This window comes from Wenxinia marina DSM 24838, assembly GCF_000379485.1.
Classification (GTDB): Bacteria; Pseudomonadota; Alphaproteobacteria; order Rhodobacterales; family Rhodobacteraceae; genus Wenxinia; species Wenxinia marina.
Window position 1 is genome coordinate 1 of record NZ_KB902292.1, and the last position, 16,681, is coordinate 16,681.

The following is a 16,681-nucleotide window of genomic DNA, read 5'->3' on the forward strand; positions in this document are numbered from 1 at the left end:
TCGACTGGACGCTTTCGGCCGAGACCGAGCGGCTCTACCTGCGCTCCGGCGCCAGTCTCGACGGAACCGGGAATGCGTCGAGCAACCACATGACCGGGAACAGCGGGCGAAACATCCTCGCCGGTNTCGGCGGCGNGGATACGCTGGACGGGCGCGGCGGCGACGACACGATCATCGGCGGAGCGGGCGACGACGTGCTGCTGGGCGGGACGGGCGTTGATCTGTTCGTCTTCCGGGACGGCGACGGCGTGGACACCATCGGCGATTTCAAAGCCGGCAGCGGCGGCGAGGTGCTCCGCTTCGAGGACCACGCCGGTTACGAGACGCTTACCGAGACGGCCGAGGGCGTTCTCGTCACGCTGGGCGGGGGCGACGCCGTGTTGCTTGCGGGACTGCAGGCTTCGGACCTTGTCGCGTATAACTTCGAGTTCATTTGACATGGCCCGTAATAACGAAATTCGAAAATGACCCTTTGATAGCCAAGGACAGGGATGCAGATCGAGATATCTGGGTGCTTGCCGGGCTTATCGGCTCTGACACGGTTCCTGCCAATACCGGTCTCGGATGGTACTAGGATGCCATGGTAGATATGATCTCCCAGCACGATCACTAACCAGCGGCGCTTTCCGAAACAGTTCGTTAATATTCTGAGCGTTGAAAGATGCCGCTCAAGGTGTCAAACTTCCGAGATTGTGTGTGAAGCTGTACCCCGGCATACGACGTATGGACACGGGGGGGGGGCAGAGGGTTGGCAACAGTCTTCCAAAATTCAGGTGGCTGGCCTGTACGAAAGACCGGCCAGAGCGATCAGCGCGACGTTACGGAAAATCTAGGCGGGCTTACGGCCTTCGCTTCCATGTGGGCAATCGCAGCACTCTTCAGCATGGGCGGCGACTACGGCGCACTGAACTTCGACAAGGGCCTATTGTACGCACTGCCCGCCTGGGGCATCGTCCTGCTGAGCATCCTGCTGATCCGCCGACCCCATAGTAGCGCATTGCTCTTCGCGCTGGCGGCATTTGTCGTTGTACTGTACGCGCTTCGCTCGCCTGTCGCCTCCAACAACAAGACCATCACAATGGTAATGGACTTGGCGATCCTGCTGAGCGGCGGTTATCTCTATTGGAAGTCCAGTGACGGTCGTATTGACCGGGAGCAGCTATACGAGCAGATCCGGGTCGTCGCACGGGCTTTGCTCGCGATCATGTACTTCTACGGCATCTTCCATAAGATCAACACCGATTTCCTAGATCCGGAGGTGAGCTGCGCGGTCGGACTCTACGCACCGCTCGCCAGCCCGTTCGGACTCGAAGACAATATTTATGGTCGTTACCTCGCCATTTATGCGACGTTCATTATCGAGGGCATCGCCATCATCTCGCTGTATTGGCGAAAATACTTTGCAGTCGGTTTCCTTCTTGCTCTGCTTTTTCATTTCATCATCCCGATTTCAGCGTTCTCCTGGTACATGGACTTCTCGAGCCTCGTGTTCGCGCTATACGTCCTCAGCATTCCGCGCGAGGTCAGCGCAACGGCCCATGCCACGGTCCATTCGGCCTTTTCTGCCGTCGCCAGTCGGGCGGCTCCCTTCGGCAAGGAACTGATCGGACTGACGGTTTTCGGTCTAGCCATTCTAGTGGTCGTCGTGCTCGACTTCGCTTATGGAGAGCGGTCTTGGGGGCTGATGCGCCACTCCATCGGCATCCTGATGTGGACCGTTTTCGGTTCCGTCGCCATGTTCATTCTGGCGGAGTCGGCGCTGAGACATCTTCCTTATACTGGCAGGCATTCGGCACGTCAGCCCGCCTGGCTTTTCGTCATTCCGACACTCTTCTTCCTGTCCTGTCTGTCGCCATATCTCGGGCTTAAGACGGAGAGCTCAATCAACATGTTCTCCAATCTTCATACCGAGGGGGGACAAACCAACCACCTTCTTTTCGACGAGCCCCCGTACCTGTTTGGCTATCAGAGAGACGTCGTGCGCATAGTCGACGCCTCGGACGGGCCGATGCGTCAGCGTGCCGAGGATGGTCAGCAGGTTGTGCTGTTCGCGCTCAGAGATTACCTCCGGCAGAACCCTGACGCCTGGGTCAGCTACGAACTGGACGGGACCCTGCACGAAGCAGTGACGCGAGCGAATTTCGCAGTGCAGCCTGGCCTTATCGAACGCAACCTCCTGCCTTTCAAGTTGGTGGATTTCGAAAGGCCCAAAGTCTGCACTCACTAACCGGTCGCCATGGCGGACATGCCCACCTGGGAGCAAGAAAATGCCGGAAGACGTTAGAATGGAACGTGCCGCCTTCGGCCGATTCGCCGACTCGCCCACAGTCAGGTCATCGTTCGCCATTCGTATGAAACAGATTTGTCTGCTTGGTTTCGCCGTGGCCATCGCCGCAAGTGTCGTCAGCGCCATCGCCAACTTGCCGGTCATCACCGGATGCGGATTCTATGCGCATTGCGATGTCGAGATCGCAGGGTTCGACAATGAAATCGACGAGCAGTAGCGGCGTACCTGAGGCCTCGCTCATAGTCTACGACGGCGAGTGCGTGTTCTGTCAGAACTACGTCAGGTTCGTCCGCCTACGTGAAACGGTCGGGCCTATCGAGCTTATCGACGCCAGGAGCGGCGACCACAGGGTCCGGGCCTTCCAGAGGCAGGGGTACGACCTCAACGAGGGCATGTTATTCGTGCACAACGGCACGGTCCATCACGGGGCCGACGCGGTGCACAAGATGGCACTGCTGTCATCCTCCTCGGGGCTGGCCAACCGGATGAACCAAGTTGTGCTCTCGAATGGCACCTTAGCGAGGCTGATCTATCCGGTCTTAAAAGCCGGTCGCCGCATCACGCTTCTTGCGCGGGGGCGCCGGCAGATCGCCCCACCCGACGAAGAGGGGTAGCGGTTCTGAACGAGGCAAACCTGCATCCACCCTCTCGATTTCATCCGATTCCGTTCGGAATCGGTAGGGCGCCGGATGAAGACGCGGTACGGGAGTCCGAGTGGTGGGGTGTCTGCGCCGATCCGGCAAGCCATTTTGACGGCGGCAATCTTGTTAGAGGGTGAGGGACATCGTTACTCCGGAGCAGATCGCGGCCCCCGTGTCGCCGAAAGGCTGGCGAGACGATGGCCGATGGGAGACCGCGACGAACTCCACCGGCGGTGCGGGTCGACTTCCCGTGTTGGACGGTCTGCGCGGAACTGCGGCGTTCGTGGTCATCATCTACCATTATCTCTGTCTTGCGCACCCGCGACTGACGCCCTCGATGTCCGAGGCGCCGAATGCCATTGTCGACACGCCGATCAACCTCGCGGTCAACGGGGCCTTCGCCGTCGCGATCTTCTTCGTTCTTTCCGGGTTCGTGATCGCGCGAAGCGCGGACAGGCGACGCGAAACAGTGATGCGTGCGCTGGTCGCGCGCTACCTGCGCCTTGCGCTGCCAGCCGCGGCCAGCTGCCTGCTGGCATGGGCGCTGTTGACGATGCTGCCCAACGCCACGAGCGAGCTGCGGAACGATCCGGAGTTTTCGTCGCGATGGCTTGAGTACACATACCAAGGCGACATTGGCTCTCCTGTCAGAGCGGTGTACAACGGCATGATCGGGATATTCGAGCATGGATTTTCCCGCTGGAACAACGCTCTGTGGACCTTGAAGATCGAACTGTTCGGCTCGTTCGCAGTTCTTCTGACCTTCATGCTGACGTCGGGAATGCCGCGGTTTGCGATGCTGGTGATCGGAAGCGTCGTGCTCCCCAGTCTCACGGAGCCGTCCTACATCGCCTTCGGCCTAGGGGCGATTCTCTACGAGGGTCATCGGGTCGGCATGTTCACGCGAAAGGCGGAAGTCGGATGGAACGCGACCGTGCCATTCGTCCTGTTGCTCGTAACCGGTCTGTTGCTCGCCTTTCCGGGGGGCGGCTTCCACGATCGGGTCGGTCTGCCGCACGTGCCACCGGACTGGCGTATCGGCGGCTCGCGCGGCTACCTCCACGTCTTCGCGGCCGCACTCGTGATCCTTTGCCTGCTGATTTCCCCGGCCACCGCGCGGCCCTTCAGCTCGCCGATTCTCCTCTGGCTCGGGCGGGTGTCGTTTGGGCTGTATCTTGTTCATGTGCCTATCCTCTACACCGTCGTCGCGCACCTCCACCTTGACACGAGCTTTGGCACGATTCTGATCGCGGCTATATTCCTCGCGATCTGCCTCGCATTGGCCGAAATCTTCACGCGACTGATCGACATTCCGACGCTGCGTCTGTGCTCGCGAATCCGTTCCCTCGGAACTTCGAAAGGATGATGGCGTGTTAACCACCGACCCGGACGCTGTGATCGGCCAGTCATACGATGTCGTCATTATCGGGAGTGGTTTCGGATCGGCCTTCTTTCTAGGCGAGCTACTGGAAGGCGATCCGACGGCACGAGTGCTCGTGCTGGAATGGGGCGACTACAACACGCTCGACTGGCAGCTCGAAAACGGAAGAAACTCCACCTTTCCGCCGGAGAACACATATAGGAGCTCGTCCGGCAAGGCCTGGAACTACACTATCGGACTTGGAGGCGGAACTAATTGCTGGTTCGGCCAGACTCCGCGCATGCATCCGACGGACTTTCGACTGAAATCGGCCTATGGCGTCGGCAACGATTGGCCCCTCGATTACGGCTCACTTGAGCCGTACTATGTCGAGGCCGAGCGGATAATGTCGGTGTCCGGCGACGCGGATATGGCCCATATCATGCCGAGATCGGCGCCATTCCCGCAGCCGCCACACCGGCCATCCCTGCCGGACCGCCTGATGAAAGAAGCCCGTCCCGAAACACACTTCATCATGCCCACTGCCCGTGCGCGCTTGGCGACGGATACGCGGCCGGCCTGCTGCGCGTCGATGCGATGCAACCTCTGCCCCATCGGCGCGAAGTTCACGGCTCAGAACGGCCTGATGCCACTATTCGAGAACGACCGCGTCGTCACACTGACAGGAGCCGAAGTCCGAGAACTCGAGAGCGCAGGCAACACGGTCTCGGCGGTCCGCTTCCGATCGGGCGGGCAAGACTACCGGATCGAAGCAGATCTTTTCGTTCTCGGCGCAAATGCCATCCAGAGCCCGGCCATCCTGCTCCGATCCGGTTTGGGGGGGGGCAAGACGGGGCTGGGCCTGCATGAAGCTCTTGGCGCGGCATTCGAGGCGACCTTGGATGGCATCGACAACTTTGACGGCAGCACAATCACGACAGGGCTCGACTTCTCGCTCTACGACGGCGCACATCGCAGCGATGTCGGCGCCGCGATGATCTATTTTGAGAATCGATGGTCGCACGGCATGCGCGCCGTGCCGGGGCGGATGAGGCAGACGCTACCGCTGGTGGTGGTGACAGAGGACCTCCTCGACGATCGCAACGCCGTGACCATCGATGGCGAGGGCACCGCACACGTGGACTACGTCGGGCCGTCTGACTATGCCCGAAACGGAATGTCCCTAGCAAAAGAGCGGCTCGGTGACGTGCTGTCTCCCCTCCCCGTCGAAGACATACTGTTCCACGGGTACCGCGAGACGGAATCTCACCTGCAAGGTACGCTGAGGATGGGCACGGATGCGAACGACTCGGTCGTGGACGCAGGCATGGTTCATCACAGATTGCGGAATCTCGTCGTGGTCGGTACGTCGACCTTCCCCACCTGTTCCTGCGCCAACCCCAGCCTTACGGCCGCTGCCCTGTCCATCCGGAGTGCAAGGATGCTTCTGAAATGACCCAGCCAACGCGCAGAGCCGTCATCGCTGCGGGTACCAGCCTCATCGTGGCAGGAGCCGTCACCGGAGTGGCGATCGGACGGGATGTCCCGATGACCGATCTCTTTCGTAGGGTTCTCGAGAGGTATCTGGGACACCTGAACATGCCGGACGACGACCTTGATCAATTTGCAAATGCGTTTTCAGAGCGACGGGGCTGGCAAGTGCCTCACGGTAAGCTCGCCTCCGGGTACGAGGCAGCTCATATCGTTGGCCTGCCGGAGATGTCGCGTCGGATCCTGCCGGCCGAATACAATCGACGGCTCGAAGCGTTCGACCGCCATCTCCTTGGCGATTTCTACCTCTATACCACGATTGGGTACAGAGAAGACCCGCAGGAAGAGGTTTATTACTTGGGACCGACCCCATGCCAGAATCCATTTGCGGAATTCGCGGCATGACCATTCCCATCTCATCCCTGACGCCCGGTCGACCGCCGGTGCATCCGGTCGTTCACTGATGGCGCACGTCACGGCAATCGTTCCGACCTACAACCGCGCCGCATTGATGGTCGATTGCATAGACTCTCTCCTTGAGCAGAGCCGCCCCCCCGACCGAGTGCTTGTCGTGGACGACGGCTCCACCGACGATACGGTCGAAAGGCTTCGGTCCTACGCGAGCCGGATCCACTTCGTCACGCAGAAGAACAGCGGCAAGTCGGCGGCACTGAACCACGGCCTCTCCGTCGTGGGACAGACGGACTACATCTGGATTTGCGATGACGACGACATCGCCGACCGGCTAGGGCTCGAGCGTCTGCTGGACTGTGCTATGGGCCATCCCCAAGCACCATTCGTCTATGGAACCTACAAGAGGTTCCGTGACACGCCTAGCGGGCGGGTCTTCGAGGACGCGCCGTTCGAAGGGCGAGAGGGAGAAGACTCCTTCTTGATCCAAAGCCTCGAGGAGACTTTCGCCTTCCAGTTCGCCCAATTGGTGAAGCGCGAAACGTACGAGGCCGTTGGTCCATTCCGAGCGGACCTGCCCCGCTCGATCGACTTTGAGATGAACATCCGCCTCGCTCGCTACGGCGTACCTGTCCGGATCCCCGACGTCATCTTCTTCCAGCGGATCCACAGCGGAGATCGGGGGCCCGCAAGCGCGCGGTTCAAAGCCGACGAGGCCCTAAGCAAGTGGGCGCGCTTCGGCGCGCAGATTACGCGGGACGCAACTGCCAGCCTGGAGCTTGCAAGCCTCCGACCCTATTTCGCGCGCGATTGGAGTGGGGATGACGCCAAGCGGTCCGAACTCTTGCAGCGAGGATTGATCTTCGCGCAGCGGATGATGTGGTCCGAGGCGCTCGATGACCTAGAGGCGTGCGCATCCTTGGCACCTGCCGGGACACTACCCTCGAGAGGCGAAATCCAGATCGCTGAATCCGTCGTTCGAGCGCGTCTAGCGCTCATTGCCCTTCAGAAGGATAAGGCCGCAATGCGACGCTTGAGGGACCTCCACCGCCGGAGCGACTACGCGCGTCTCATCGTGTCTGCCGCCATGCGTCCGTTGGTCTGGAATGCCCGCAAAAGCTTGCGAGAGGGTCTGCGGCGCGAAGCCGCGAGTTTCCTGCAGACCCTAATCTTCGTCCTCGGACCGGCGGGTGCCCTCCGTCGGATCCGCGCGAGCCTCGTCTCAGGTCGGCCAGCCGGGCAGTGATAAGACAGGAGCAGGACGACTGACACCCCATCTCTCCATGTTCGACCCGCCCAAAGGGCCGACCGGTCAATCCGTTAGCCGGGGGCTCTTTTCGACGGGCATGGCGCAGGCGATCCGTATCGTCCTTCAGATGGTTTCTGTCATCGTACTGTCGCGACTCCTGTCGCCCGACGATTTCGGGCTAGTCGCGATGACGACGCCGATCATCGTCTTCATGGGGTTCTTCCAGAACCTCGGCCTCACGCAAGCGACGGTCCAGCGTGAGCGGATCGGCCACGACGAGGTCAATTTCCTTTTCTGGATCAACATAGCCGCAAGCGTGGCGGTCGCCTTGATCGTGATCCTGATCTCGCCGCTCGCGGCGGCCTTCTATGCAGAGCCGAGGATAGGACCCCTGATCGCCGCCATGGCTCTGCCCGTCCTGCTGACTGGTGCGTCCGCCCAACATCTGGCACTCCTCAACAGACGGATGATGTTCGATCGTCTTGCGATCATCGAGACGTTGGCCGGCGTTGCCAATCTCGTCGTCGCGATCGTCTGGGCATGGCTGTCACCAACCTACTGGGCCCTCTGGGGAGCCTCAGCCGCGACCGCCGTGGTCATGCTGATCTGCAGCATCACCAGCAACCCCTGGCGCCCGACCCGGCCGGGGTTCGCCTCGGATGGTTTGCAGATGGTCGTGTTCGGCGCCGATCTCACCGGATTCAGCCTGTCGAACTTCTTTGCGAGAAACTTCGACAACGTTCTAATCGGGCGCGTCTGGGGCGGCGTGGAATTGGGCTATTACGAGCGGGCCTACAAGCTGCTTCTGTTTCCGCTGCAACAGATCACCAATCCGCTGTCGAGAGTGATGGTGCCGACGCTATCACGGATGCAGGCGGAACCGGCCAGGTACCGTGTCGCCTACTTGCGCGTAATCCGGCTCGTCCTATTCCTTGTTCTGCCCGGCGTGGCCATGGGAATAGCATCTGCCGACATACTCGTTCCCTTCCTGCTCGGCGAGCAATGGCGTCCTAGCGCTGCAATGTTCGCTGCGCTGGGCTTCGCCGGCCTGGTCCAGCCCCTCAACAATCCCGCAGGTTGGCTGTTCATCAGTCAAGGTAGGTCGCGCGAATTCCTCTACCTTGGGATCGCGACCGCCAGCCTTGCCGTGGCTGCATTCTCCATCGGGATCTTCTGGGGCGCGGTCGGCGTAGCGGTCGCCTACGCGATCAGCGAATACCTTAAAACACCTGTTCTTTGGTGGTATGTCGGCCGGCAGGGCCCGATCGGAGCCCGAGACATTCTGACCGAATGCTGGCCGTTCGTTTTTGGGGCCCATCTTGCCGTCGGAATTCTTTGGCTGATGCATCAGCACCTACCTGCATCGCCAGCGCATCACCTTATCGCCGCGACCTTGATGGCATATATTACCGTGGCCTGTGTCGCTGCCTTGACCGCTTCGGGCAAACAGGCCTTTCGAGAATTGGCCCTAATTTTTGCCGCTGGGCTGCGCCGTTTGCCGCTTCCGGCGAAGTAATCGAGAAGAGACCGCCATGCAGTACCGCTCAATTGCCGATATGAACGATACGATCGTTCGCAACTTGCACCGCTTGCCGAAGGATATTGATCTCGTCGTCGGCGTTCCGCGAAGCGGAATTCTTGCCGCAAACCTGTTTTGCCTTGTGACGAATATCCCGATGACTGACCTTGACAGTTTTCTGGAGGGAAAGATTTACACGTCCGGCGTCTCGCCGAAGCGACGGGAGGCCCTGGATCGGGGAATTTCCGACATGCGGCGGATACTGGTGCTGGACGACAGTATCAACGGCGGGCGGGCAATGCTCGCCGCGAGAAAGAGGATCGAGGACGCCCACTTGAGCGACAACGTGATGATGGCGGCGGTCTATGGCGCCCAGCCAGATCACAAGGAAGCCGATTTCGTCTTCGAGGTTGTGGCAAGACCACGCGTATTCCAATGGAACCTCATGCACCATGAAGTTCTGGAAAGAAGCTGTGTGGATATCGATGGGGTCCTGTGCTTCGATCCGACGGAGGAGGAGAACGACGACGGCGCACGCTACGAGGATTTCATTTCGCGCGCGCTTCCCTTGCACGTTCCCACGAAGCGCCTCGGCACGTTGGTGACAAGTCGGCTCGAGAAGTACCGTACCTCAACCGAGGCATGGTTGAAGAAGCACCGGATCGAGTATGGCGAGCTCGTCATGCTGGATCTTCCGAGCAAGGCGGAACGGCAGCGCCTCAAGTCGCATGGCAGTTTCAAGGGGAGCGTCTATCGAAATTCCGACGCTCAGCTCTTCATCGAAAGCGAACCGGCGCAGGCCGAAGCCATAGCGCGGATTTCGGGCAAGCCCGTCTTCTGTGTCGAATCTCAACAAATGTACTATGCCGAACCTCTGACGCCGGCTGCCCTGCGCCAGAAACTCAGAACAATGCCGTCGAGACTTCGAGAATCTCGACGAACTTCGAAGCAGCGGATGAAGGAGATCGCGCGAGGGCTTCTAGGGGAAGAGAGCTATGCGCGCTTGAAGAACGTCGTCAAGCGCCCCGCCATCGGCGACTGACGACCGGTAGATACCGCACGGCCTCCGTCAGTTCACCTAGTGATGCGACCGCTCAGGCCGCATTCGGCCTCCTTAAAATGACGCCCGGCGTGCCGACGCCAGCAATTTTGAAGAGAATGGACCAGAACTGTCGGACCGCCGCGAGATTTCCTGATGTTATGCTGTCGCGAATAATCCAGACGGTGGGGCGGAGAAAATCAGACACGATTTCACGTCCGAGATCGGACCGCCCGTAGATTTCGGACAACTTGTTGATCGCAGCGTCATCCAATTCCAGCGTCCGCCAAATCTCCGGCTGATGGATCACGGAGTAGAGTAGTTGGCTCTCCTCCATCGTGAGCTTGTCATCTCCAAGCCGTTCCGCAGCGCCCAGATCCTCCGCGGCCACTTCCCAGAATGCCCGCTTTCCGAATATTACGGCACGCTGGATCAACGCCGCCCGCTGGCCGTTAGGCTGGCCGATGGCAAAAGTGGGCGTAAAGTCGTCGAGCGGAAGGTCGGCCAGGAGCCGCTCGAAGATAATGCGGTCGTATGCCAACCATTTGTCGACGCTCTCGGACGCATCAAACACGGTCGACTCACTACCGCGTTCGGCCTCATGCTCGCGGTAGTAGAAGATGATCTCAGGCACATAGGCGCCAGCGTAGGCTTGACTCAACCGCAGCATCATATCGTAGTCTTGGGATCGGATCAGCTGTTCTTCGAAATTTCCCAAGGCGACGTAGACTTCGCGGCGTACCAGGCAGGCGAACTGCAGGATGAACATTCCCTCGAGGAAATTGATCTTCAGATTCGGCTCTTCATGGCGGCGTCGGTAATCAGGATCGCTGAAGATTTTTTCACCGGTATCGTCAACCTGGAAGCTTCGGTAATCGCCGAATACGTAGGCGACGCTTGGGTTCTCGGCGAACCCCCGCATCATCGCCTCCAGCCCCCCTGCCGCGGCGATATCGTCGTCGTCGCAGATCCACACGTAGTCTCCCGTGACCATGGAAAGAGCGAGGTTCAGTGCACTTGATTTTCCACCGTTCTCCTTTCTTACGTAGGAGACCGCCGGTGCGTAGCGGGAAACGATTTCGGCCGTATTGTCCGTCGAGCCGTCGTCGACAACGAGGATCTGATCGGGTGGGCGGGTCTGCGAAAGCAGGCTGTCCAAGCATTCGGCGAGAAGCGCCGACCTGTTGAATGTCGGCACAATTGCAGAAACCGTTTCTTTGTCTTTCGCTTCAGTCTCGGGCATTCAACTCACACCTTAATCTTTACAATATGGCCTGATTTGGCCTGGCTTGCGCGGCTTTACTCGGCAAAAGGCTGTGACCTCGGGATCGGTAGTGTCTATTCATTCTGACCGACGAGACCGGTACGCTTACCCTCGACATTGCCTGGCCGCAACGGTTCAGGATGGAGAAGCGACATGAGTCTCGCCGTGTCGAATCCCTCCGTGCTTCCACTGGCCGCTACCCGACCGTCAAAAAGCAGAATGTACTCGTCGCATGACGAGATTACGGCGGCGGTGTGGCTGATGATTATGGTCGTAAGGCCCCCCGGCAGCTTGCGGAGCATATCGAGGATCGTGACTTCGGACATGACGTCCATCGCATTCGTCGCCTCGTCCAGGATCAGGACGTCGGGGTCCCGAACGAGGGCCCGTGAAAGCGCGATGCGCTGTCTTTGTCCAGCCGAGAGGTTGCTCCCGCGGTGTCCCACCTCGTAGGAATATCCTCCGGGCAGAGACTTGATGAAGTCCGACGCATCGGCCCGTTCGGCGGCCCGTTCGATCGCGGCTCGATCGGCGTGGGGATCCCCGTAACGGATGTTCTCCTCCACGCTGCCTTCGATCAGGTCCAATTCGGGTCCCACAACGGCGACGCGTGACAGCCAGCCCGCAAGGTCCTCATCCATCAGGTCCCGGCCGTCGACCGTCACGCGGCCACGTGTCGGCCGATAAAGGCCGCAAAGAAGAGCGACGACGGTTGACTTTCCCGATCCCGAACGGCCGATGATGGCCGTCGCCCTGCCGGCCGGAATGACGAAATCCACGGATTTCAGCCCCCCCTCGTCGGTGGCGCCATAACGGAAGTCCACGTCTTCCAGAGCGATCCGATCTTTCAGCCGAGACTTGACGGGTCGTGGACCCGAAGACGATGTGGTGCGGCCGCCCGCGCCGGTTCCCGCACGTGACAGCCAAGCCACCTCATCGAGCGAGCCGGACCAGCCCCTGAGCTGAGCGAGCGCGGTCTGGATGGAACGCACCTGCGGTTGCAGCCTGTAGAGCATGACGATGAACGTCGCCACGACTGGGAATGGAATGCCGATGCGCCACGCTATCAGCGCGGCCATGAAGAATATGAGGGAATAGGCGACCTCCGTCAGCGGACCAAGCGCCGCCTGCCCGCGGCTCAACGAGAACACCGCTTGCCTGACTTCGTCTGAGTTTCCGGCGAAGCGATCGCTCTCCATGTCCTGCCTGCCGTAGAGACGTATGAGCCGCCAGCCTTCGACAAGGTGCAGCATCCTCGCCGCAAGGCTCTTGTTTTTTGCGGCCACGACCTCACCCTGCCGCCGGAAGTTGGCCGTAAGGCGTTGAATGGCACCTTGGACCAGAATCAGTCCCGACAGCACCACGACCGTGAGAGTCGGAGACAGCGCGAACAGGAAGATAACGAAGATCAGGCTCGCCGATGCGGCGACCGAGATGGCAAGAAGGTTGCCCACCGCGTCCGCGGCCCGCCAGCTTTCGTTAGAGATCGCATTCAGGACGCGGTGCGGAGGTTCACGACTCAGAAACAGACTGTCTGCGTCGAGCAGAGATTTCGTCAGCTGCCGGCGCAGACGGTCCCCCGAATGACCGTAGATCCACGCCAGAAGGGTGGCGTTCCCGTAGGCGACGAGATTCTTAAGCAGGATCAGGATTACGATTGCGACGCCAAGAAACAGCGCCCTGTTCTCCTGAGGTAGCATTCCATCCAGTGGTCCGGGCAGAATTCGCGAAGGTGCCTCTGCGGATTGCGAGATTAGTTCCAGAAGGGGAACCAACAGTCCGATTCCCAACCCTTCAAGCACGGTTCCCATCAGGCCGAGCGCGATGACCGGGGGAAACCATTTCCAAACTGGTGTGAGAATCGGATCGAGGGCCTGATGCACGCCCAAGCTTGCCAGGAGGCGAGCCGCGAACCTGGAACCCGGTCGGGACCTCGGCCGTGCCATCTCGTTCGGATACATCAGACACACCCCTAGGTTGCTTAACGACCTTTGGCTCTCGCCACTTCCACTCACAGAGCGGTTACCAATGGATGATGCCGCGCGAGAGAGCTTGACCCTATGCCGGATCTGAGCAACGTCGATAAGACGTGTTTTGAAACATTCTATCTCGCGGATTGGATGGCTTACCTCGAATGGCACTCATATCCGTGATTCTTCCAGTGCACGACGCAGTGGACTACCTTCCGACGGCGGCAGCAAGCCTCTCGGCCCAATCCCATTCAGACTTCGAGATCATTGCCATCGACGACGGTTCGACCGACGGGTCCGGCCAAGTGCTTGAACGTTGGAAGGCGAGAGAACCGCGTTTGCGCACGATGCGGCGCGAGAACCGCGGTCTGATCAGCACGCTCAATGAAGCCATCGGGATGGCTTCCGGCAGATATCTCGCGCGGATGGATGCGGACGACTTCGCGTTCGCATCCCGTCTTGGCGCGCAGTTCGACGCTTTCTCGGAGGACCCCAATCTGGTGGTCTGCGGTACCAACTTCGTCACGCTGCTTCCAAACGGGCGGGCCATTCCGGCCGACCCCGACGTCCAGACAAGTCACCGCGAACTGAGGATCGCCTCGCGATTCTACACCTCGCTTCGGCACCCGACGGTCATGATCGACCGGGAGCGAGCCGGTCCCGAGCCGATCTACGATAAGGCCTATCCGCACGCCGAGGATTTTGATCTGTTCCGCAGACTGGCAGAGGTCGGAAATATCCGGCAATTGCCTGTTCCGCATCTCGCCTACAGGCTGCACGCCGGCAGCGTCTCCGCCCGGAGACGGAAGCAGATGGAAGAGACCCACGTTCGCATCCTCGAGGAATCGCTCGCACGGCACTACCCCGACGCTGCCGGAACGGGCTTTGCAGATGTCTTCAACAACGGGACCGAAGACTCCGCCGCGCGGTCTGGTGAGATGGTGCGCAGGCTGGTCGCGCTGGAGCGATCGCAGCCGCAGGACGAGCAAGCGGCATACTCGAAGGCCGTCCTGACCACGATCTACTTCATTTATGCCAGCTACACCGATGCTGGCCGGTTCGACCTCGCCCGCCGTTTCCTCGAAGCGTCCAACTCCTGGAAGTTCATCCGCCGCCGGGAGCGGCCGTTGCTCGCAGCCAGCCTACAATGGCGATGGCCCGGCGCAGCCGGCTTCGCCATTTTGAAGGAAGTCGATCGTCTAGCCGCTCGGATACGTTATCCCCGCGCGGGAAAACTCGTGCCCGAACTCGATAACCTGCGGTCCCTGGCGCCTGATGGGCAGCCATGAGGCGACCCGGGTCCAGCGATTTTAGAGTCAGCGTCATAGTAGCGACCCGCAATCGGCCTCGCGCCATGTCGGAGTGCTATGCCTCAATATTGGAGGCGTCGGCAGTTTATCCCGTTGTCGAGATCGAACTCATCATCGTGGACAACGCCCCTGAGCCAGGCGGCGAATTCGTGCTGCCCGAGCGGCGGGCATCCATGCCCAGCGGGACCGCCGGGAGTTGGCGGGGCGATCGGGTCGAAGCGAGTGTCATCCAGCTTGCGAGACCCGGACTCTCCGCAGCTCGGAACGTCGGGCTCGCGGCCTGTACAGGGTCCGTGATCGTCCTCATCGACGATGATTGTCGTCTGAGAAAGGACTATTTCAAGGCGTTGGACAATGTTGTGTCAAACTATCCCGATGGCCACGAAGGAAAGGCGCTCCTCCTACTCGGCGGACGAGTGGAGCTCGGGGATCCGCTGGACTTGCCGTTCACCATTCGGCCGCTGGATGAGCGGGAGGTCTACAGGCGCGACGTTCACCCCGGGGGCTTCGTTCCCGGATGCAACTGCGTGATGACCCGCGCGACGCTCGAGCGCCTCGGGGGGTTCGACGAGTATCTGGGCGCCGGCACGCCGCTCCGGTCGGGCGAAGACACGGACTACCTCATTCGTGCGGTCGAGGCCGGCGTGACGGTCGAGTGCCTTCCTCAAATTGTTGTCCGGCACTATCATGGCCGCCGCTCCCACGACGAGGTCGCGAAGCTCCACTACGGCTATGCCTTCGGTAACGGCGCTCTGTACGTCAAATACAGAAGGACCGCGCCTTGGCTTGCAAAACATTTCTACTGGACGTTGCGCAGCGCCGTGCGAGAGAGATTCGGGGGTCCGTCATTCGACACGCGGAACAAGCTGACGTATCAGTCAACACTGCGCGGAAACATCTCGGGAGCGGGCGCCTACATCAAAGAGAGACTAACCGGGGCATCTCGCAGTAAGGTCACTCTGCCAAAGGGTTACCGACCGCAGATCGACTCGATCCGGGCGGTCGCGGCCGGTTTCGTCCTTCTCTCCCATTTGTGGCTGAATTCGACGGAATTCGGCCATCTGGGAATTCGGGCCTTCTTCGTCTTGAGCGGCTTCTTGATCACCGCGCAGCTGATCGAGCGGCCGCGCCTCACCGATTTCTATTGGCGACGGGCGGCCCGCCTATTGCCCGCGTTCTTCCTGGCCTTGGGTCTGGCTCTGTTTCTGGATTCGACTGGAGCGCGGCAGTGGTGGCAGTTCCATTTCGCCCAGATCACCAATTTTCTGGTCTACCGGTTGGGAGACTGGGGGCCGGTCTGGCCGATCGGGCATTTCTGGACCTTGAACGTCGAGGCTCAATTCTATGTCGCCTGGCCCCTGATTTTCCTCTTTCTGCCGAGATCCTACCAGATCTTGGCCGTACTGGGCCTCATCCTGGCGGCCGTCGCGTTTCGAGTCGTGGCCCTGGCCGCAGGCTTCGATTCCTTCATCAACGTGCTCCCGCCGGCCTCTTTCGACGCACTCGGGATGGGGGCGCTGATGACCCTGATGCCGCTTCCGCTACTGCTTCGCGCCGGGATACTGTTGTCTCCGACGCTGGCGGGAGTCGCGCTCCTCCCGGCCGTCCTCGACGCGCCCTGGCTGTGGCAGCTATGCGAGACGCTCTCGATCATTCCGCTGGGGGCTCTGGTCATAGCCGCAACGCGGAACGAACTTCCCCTCCCGAAAGGCACTCTCCTGCCCGCATTGGGGCGGATCAGCTATGGGATCTATCTGTACCACATGATACTTTGGGGCTGGATCGCCACGCGCTTCGACCTAGAGCCCAGCCTGTTCGTCCTGCTCGGCGTCGGCGGTCTCACGGTCGCGGTCGCCTGGTTCTCTCATCGTCTCATTGAAAAACCGCTGCAGAAAGCTCTCGTAAGAGCCGGTTCTGTTCGCAAGAAATACTCTTAGGCGAACTAGATCGTCCGACCCCAGCTAGGGCCCGGACGTACCGACGCGACAATTTCCTGATACGATCATGTTGGCCCGTGGGGTAGCTCAGTCGTCCGATAGACTCCGGATCCTGCGCGTGCGATAGAACCACCGGACCCTCTGTAGATTACGCATTTGGCGCGGTCGTGCTTCTAACGGTACGTCCTACGGGGACTGACCGC

Annotated in this window: 14 protein-coding genes; 12 read left to right on the top strand and 2 right to left on the bottom strand. The window is 60.3% G+C overall.

Going from position 1 to position 16,681, the window contains the following annotated elements:
• The first annotated feature begins 89 nt into the window (after positions 1–89).
• From A37W_RS24555 to A37W_RS0111660, 10 genes are all read left to right on the top strand, one after another.
• Positions 90–437: a calcium-binding protein gene (locus A37W_RS24555; RefSeq protein ID WP_211206631.1), complete on the top strand. Its 348-nt coding sequence runs from the start codon at positions 90–92 to the stop codon at positions 435–437.
• A gap of 419 nt (positions 438–856) precedes the next feature.
• On the top strand, positions 857–2,227 hold the full coding sequence (locus tag A37W_RS0111630; protein ID WP_018303212.1) for a hypothetical protein: 1,371 nt from the start codon (positions 857–859) through the stop codon (positions 2,225–2,227).
• A 58-nt stretch (positions 2,228–2,285) separates the two neighbouring features.
• Entirely contained in the window at positions 2,286–2,504 is a 219-nt protein-coding gene (locus A37W_RS23735) for a hypothetical protein (protein WP_156169353.1), read from the top strand.
• The gene (locus A37W_RS0111635; RefSeq protein ID WP_040753943.1) at positions 2,485–2,901 is read left to right on the top strand and encodes a thiol-disulfide oxidoreductase DCC family protein; all 417 of its coding nucleotides are present in this window, start codon (positions 2,485–2,487) and stop codon (positions 2,899–2,901) included. The genes A37W_RS23735 and A37W_RS0111635 overlap by 20 nt, the downstream gene beginning before the upstream one ends.
• 160 nt (positions 2,902–3,061) lie before the next feature.
• Positions 3,062–4,294 carry an acyltransferase family protein gene (locus tag A37W_RS21595; RefSeq protein ID WP_081617100.1) on the top strand — a complete coding sequence of 411 codons (1,233 nt, stop codon included), beginning with the start codon at positions 3,062–3,064 and terminating at the stop codon, positions 4,292–4,294.
• A 4-nt stretch (positions 4,295–4,298) separates the two neighbouring features.
• Positions 4,299–5,744: a GMC oxidoreductase gene (locus tag A37W_RS0111645; protein WP_047772250.1), complete on the top strand. Its 1,446-nt coding sequence runs from the start codon at positions 4,299–4,301 to the stop codon at positions 5,742–5,744.
• Positions 5,741–6,184, top strand: a complete 444-nt coding sequence (locus A37W_RS23740; protein ID WP_157236478.1) for a hypothetical protein — start codon at positions 5,741–5,743, stop codon at positions 6,182–6,184. Before A37W_RS0111645 ends, A37W_RS23740 begins: the two co-directional genes overlap by 4 nt.
• Positions 6,185–6,242: 58 nt before the next feature.
• Positions 6,243–7,436: a glycosyltransferase family 2 protein gene (locus tag A37W_RS21600; protein ID WP_018303216.1), complete on the top strand. Its 1,194-nt coding sequence runs from the start codon at positions 6,243–6,245 to the stop codon at positions 7,434–7,436.
• A 37-nt stretch (positions 7,437–7,473) separates the two neighbouring features.
• Positions 7,474–8,955: a lipopolysaccharide biosynthesis protein gene (locus tag A37W_RS21605; protein ID WP_018303217.1), complete on the top strand. Its 1,482-nt coding sequence runs from the start codon at positions 7,474–7,476 to the stop codon at positions 8,953–8,955.
• A 16-nt stretch (positions 8,956–8,971) separates the two neighbouring features.
• Positions 8,972–10,000 (top strand): hypothetical protein, encoded by a 1,029-nt coding sequence (locus tag A37W_RS0111660; RefSeq protein WP_018303218.1) that lies wholly within the window; start codon positions 8,972–8,974, stop codon positions 9,998–10,000.
• A 52-nt stretch (positions 10,001–10,052) separates the two neighbouring features.
• On the opposite strand, the gene A37W_RS0111665 is transcribed toward A37W_RS0111660, so the two are convergent.
• Complete coding sequence (locus A37W_RS0111665) at positions 10,053–11,240, bottom strand: glycosyltransferase (RefSeq protein WP_081617102.1); 1,188 nt, start codon at positions 11,238–11,240, stop codon at positions 10,053–10,055.
• A 95-nt stretch (positions 11,241–11,335) separates the two neighbouring features.
• Positions 11,336–13,144 (bottom strand): ABC transporter ATP-binding protein, encoded by a 1,809-nt coding sequence (locus A37W_RS21610; protein ID WP_169337579.1) that lies wholly within the window; start codon positions 13,142–13,144, stop codon positions 11,336–11,338.
• Between the two features lie 251 nt (positions 13,145–13,395).
• Here A37W_RS21610 and A37W_RS22830 point away from each other — a divergent pair, with 251 nt between their 5' ends.
• Both A37W_RS22830 and A37W_RS22835 read left to right on the top strand, forming a co-directional pair.
• Positions 13,396–14,520, top strand: a complete 1,125-nt coding sequence (locus A37W_RS22830; protein WP_018303221.1) for a glycosyltransferase family 2 protein — start codon at positions 13,396–13,398, stop codon at positions 14,518–14,520.
• Complete coding sequence (locus A37W_RS22835; protein WP_081617104.1) at positions 14,517–16,478, top strand: acyltransferase family protein; 1,962 nt, start codon at positions 14,517–14,519, stop codon at positions 16,476–16,478. Before A37W_RS22830 ends, A37W_RS22835 begins: the two co-directional genes overlap by 4 nt.
• Positions 16,479–16,681 lie beyond the last annotated feature (203 nt).

Excerpts from the sequence above, each read along its gene's own strand:
- A37W_RS0111630 (WP_018303212.1), top strand. The coding sequence starts at position 857 with ATGTGGGCAATCGCAGCACTCTTCAGCATGGGCGGCGACTACGGCGCA.
- A37W_RS23735 (WP_156169353.1), top strand. The coding sequence starts at position 2,286 with ATGGAACGTGCCGCCTTCGGCCGATTCGCCGACTCGCCCACAGTCAGG.
- A37W_RS0111635 (WP_040753943.1), top strand. The coding sequence starts at position 2,485 with ATGAAATCGACGAGCAGTAGCGGCGTACCTGAGGCCTCGCTCATAGTC.
- A37W_RS23740 (WP_157236478.1), top strand. The coding sequence starts at position 5,741 with ATGACCCAGCCAACGCGCAGAGCCGTCATCGCTGCGGGTACCAGCCTC.
- A37W_RS21600 (WP_018303216.1), top strand. The coding sequence starts at position 6,243 with ATGGCGCACGTCACGGCAATCGTTCCGACCTACAACCGCGCCGCATTG.
- A37W_RS21605 (WP_018303217.1), top strand. The coding sequence starts at position 7,474 with ATGTTCGACCCGCCCAAAGGGCCGACCGGTCAATCCGTTAGCCGGGGG.
- A37W_RS0111660 (WP_018303218.1), top strand. The coding sequence starts at position 8,972 with ATGCAGTACCGCTCAATTGCCGATATGAACGATACGATCGTTCGCAAC.
- A37W_RS0111665 (WP_081617102.1), bottom strand. The coding sequence starts at position 11,240 with ATGCCCGAGACTGAAGCGAAAGACAAAGAAACGGTTTCTGCAATTGTG.
- A37W_RS22830 (WP_018303221.1), top strand. The coding sequence starts at position 13,396 with ATGGCACTCATATCCGTGATTCTTCCAGTGCACGACGCAGTGGACTAC.
- A37W_RS22835 (WP_081617104.1), top strand. The coding sequence starts at position 14,517 with ATGAGGCGACCCGGGTCCAGCGATTTTAGAGTCAGCGTCATAGTAGCG.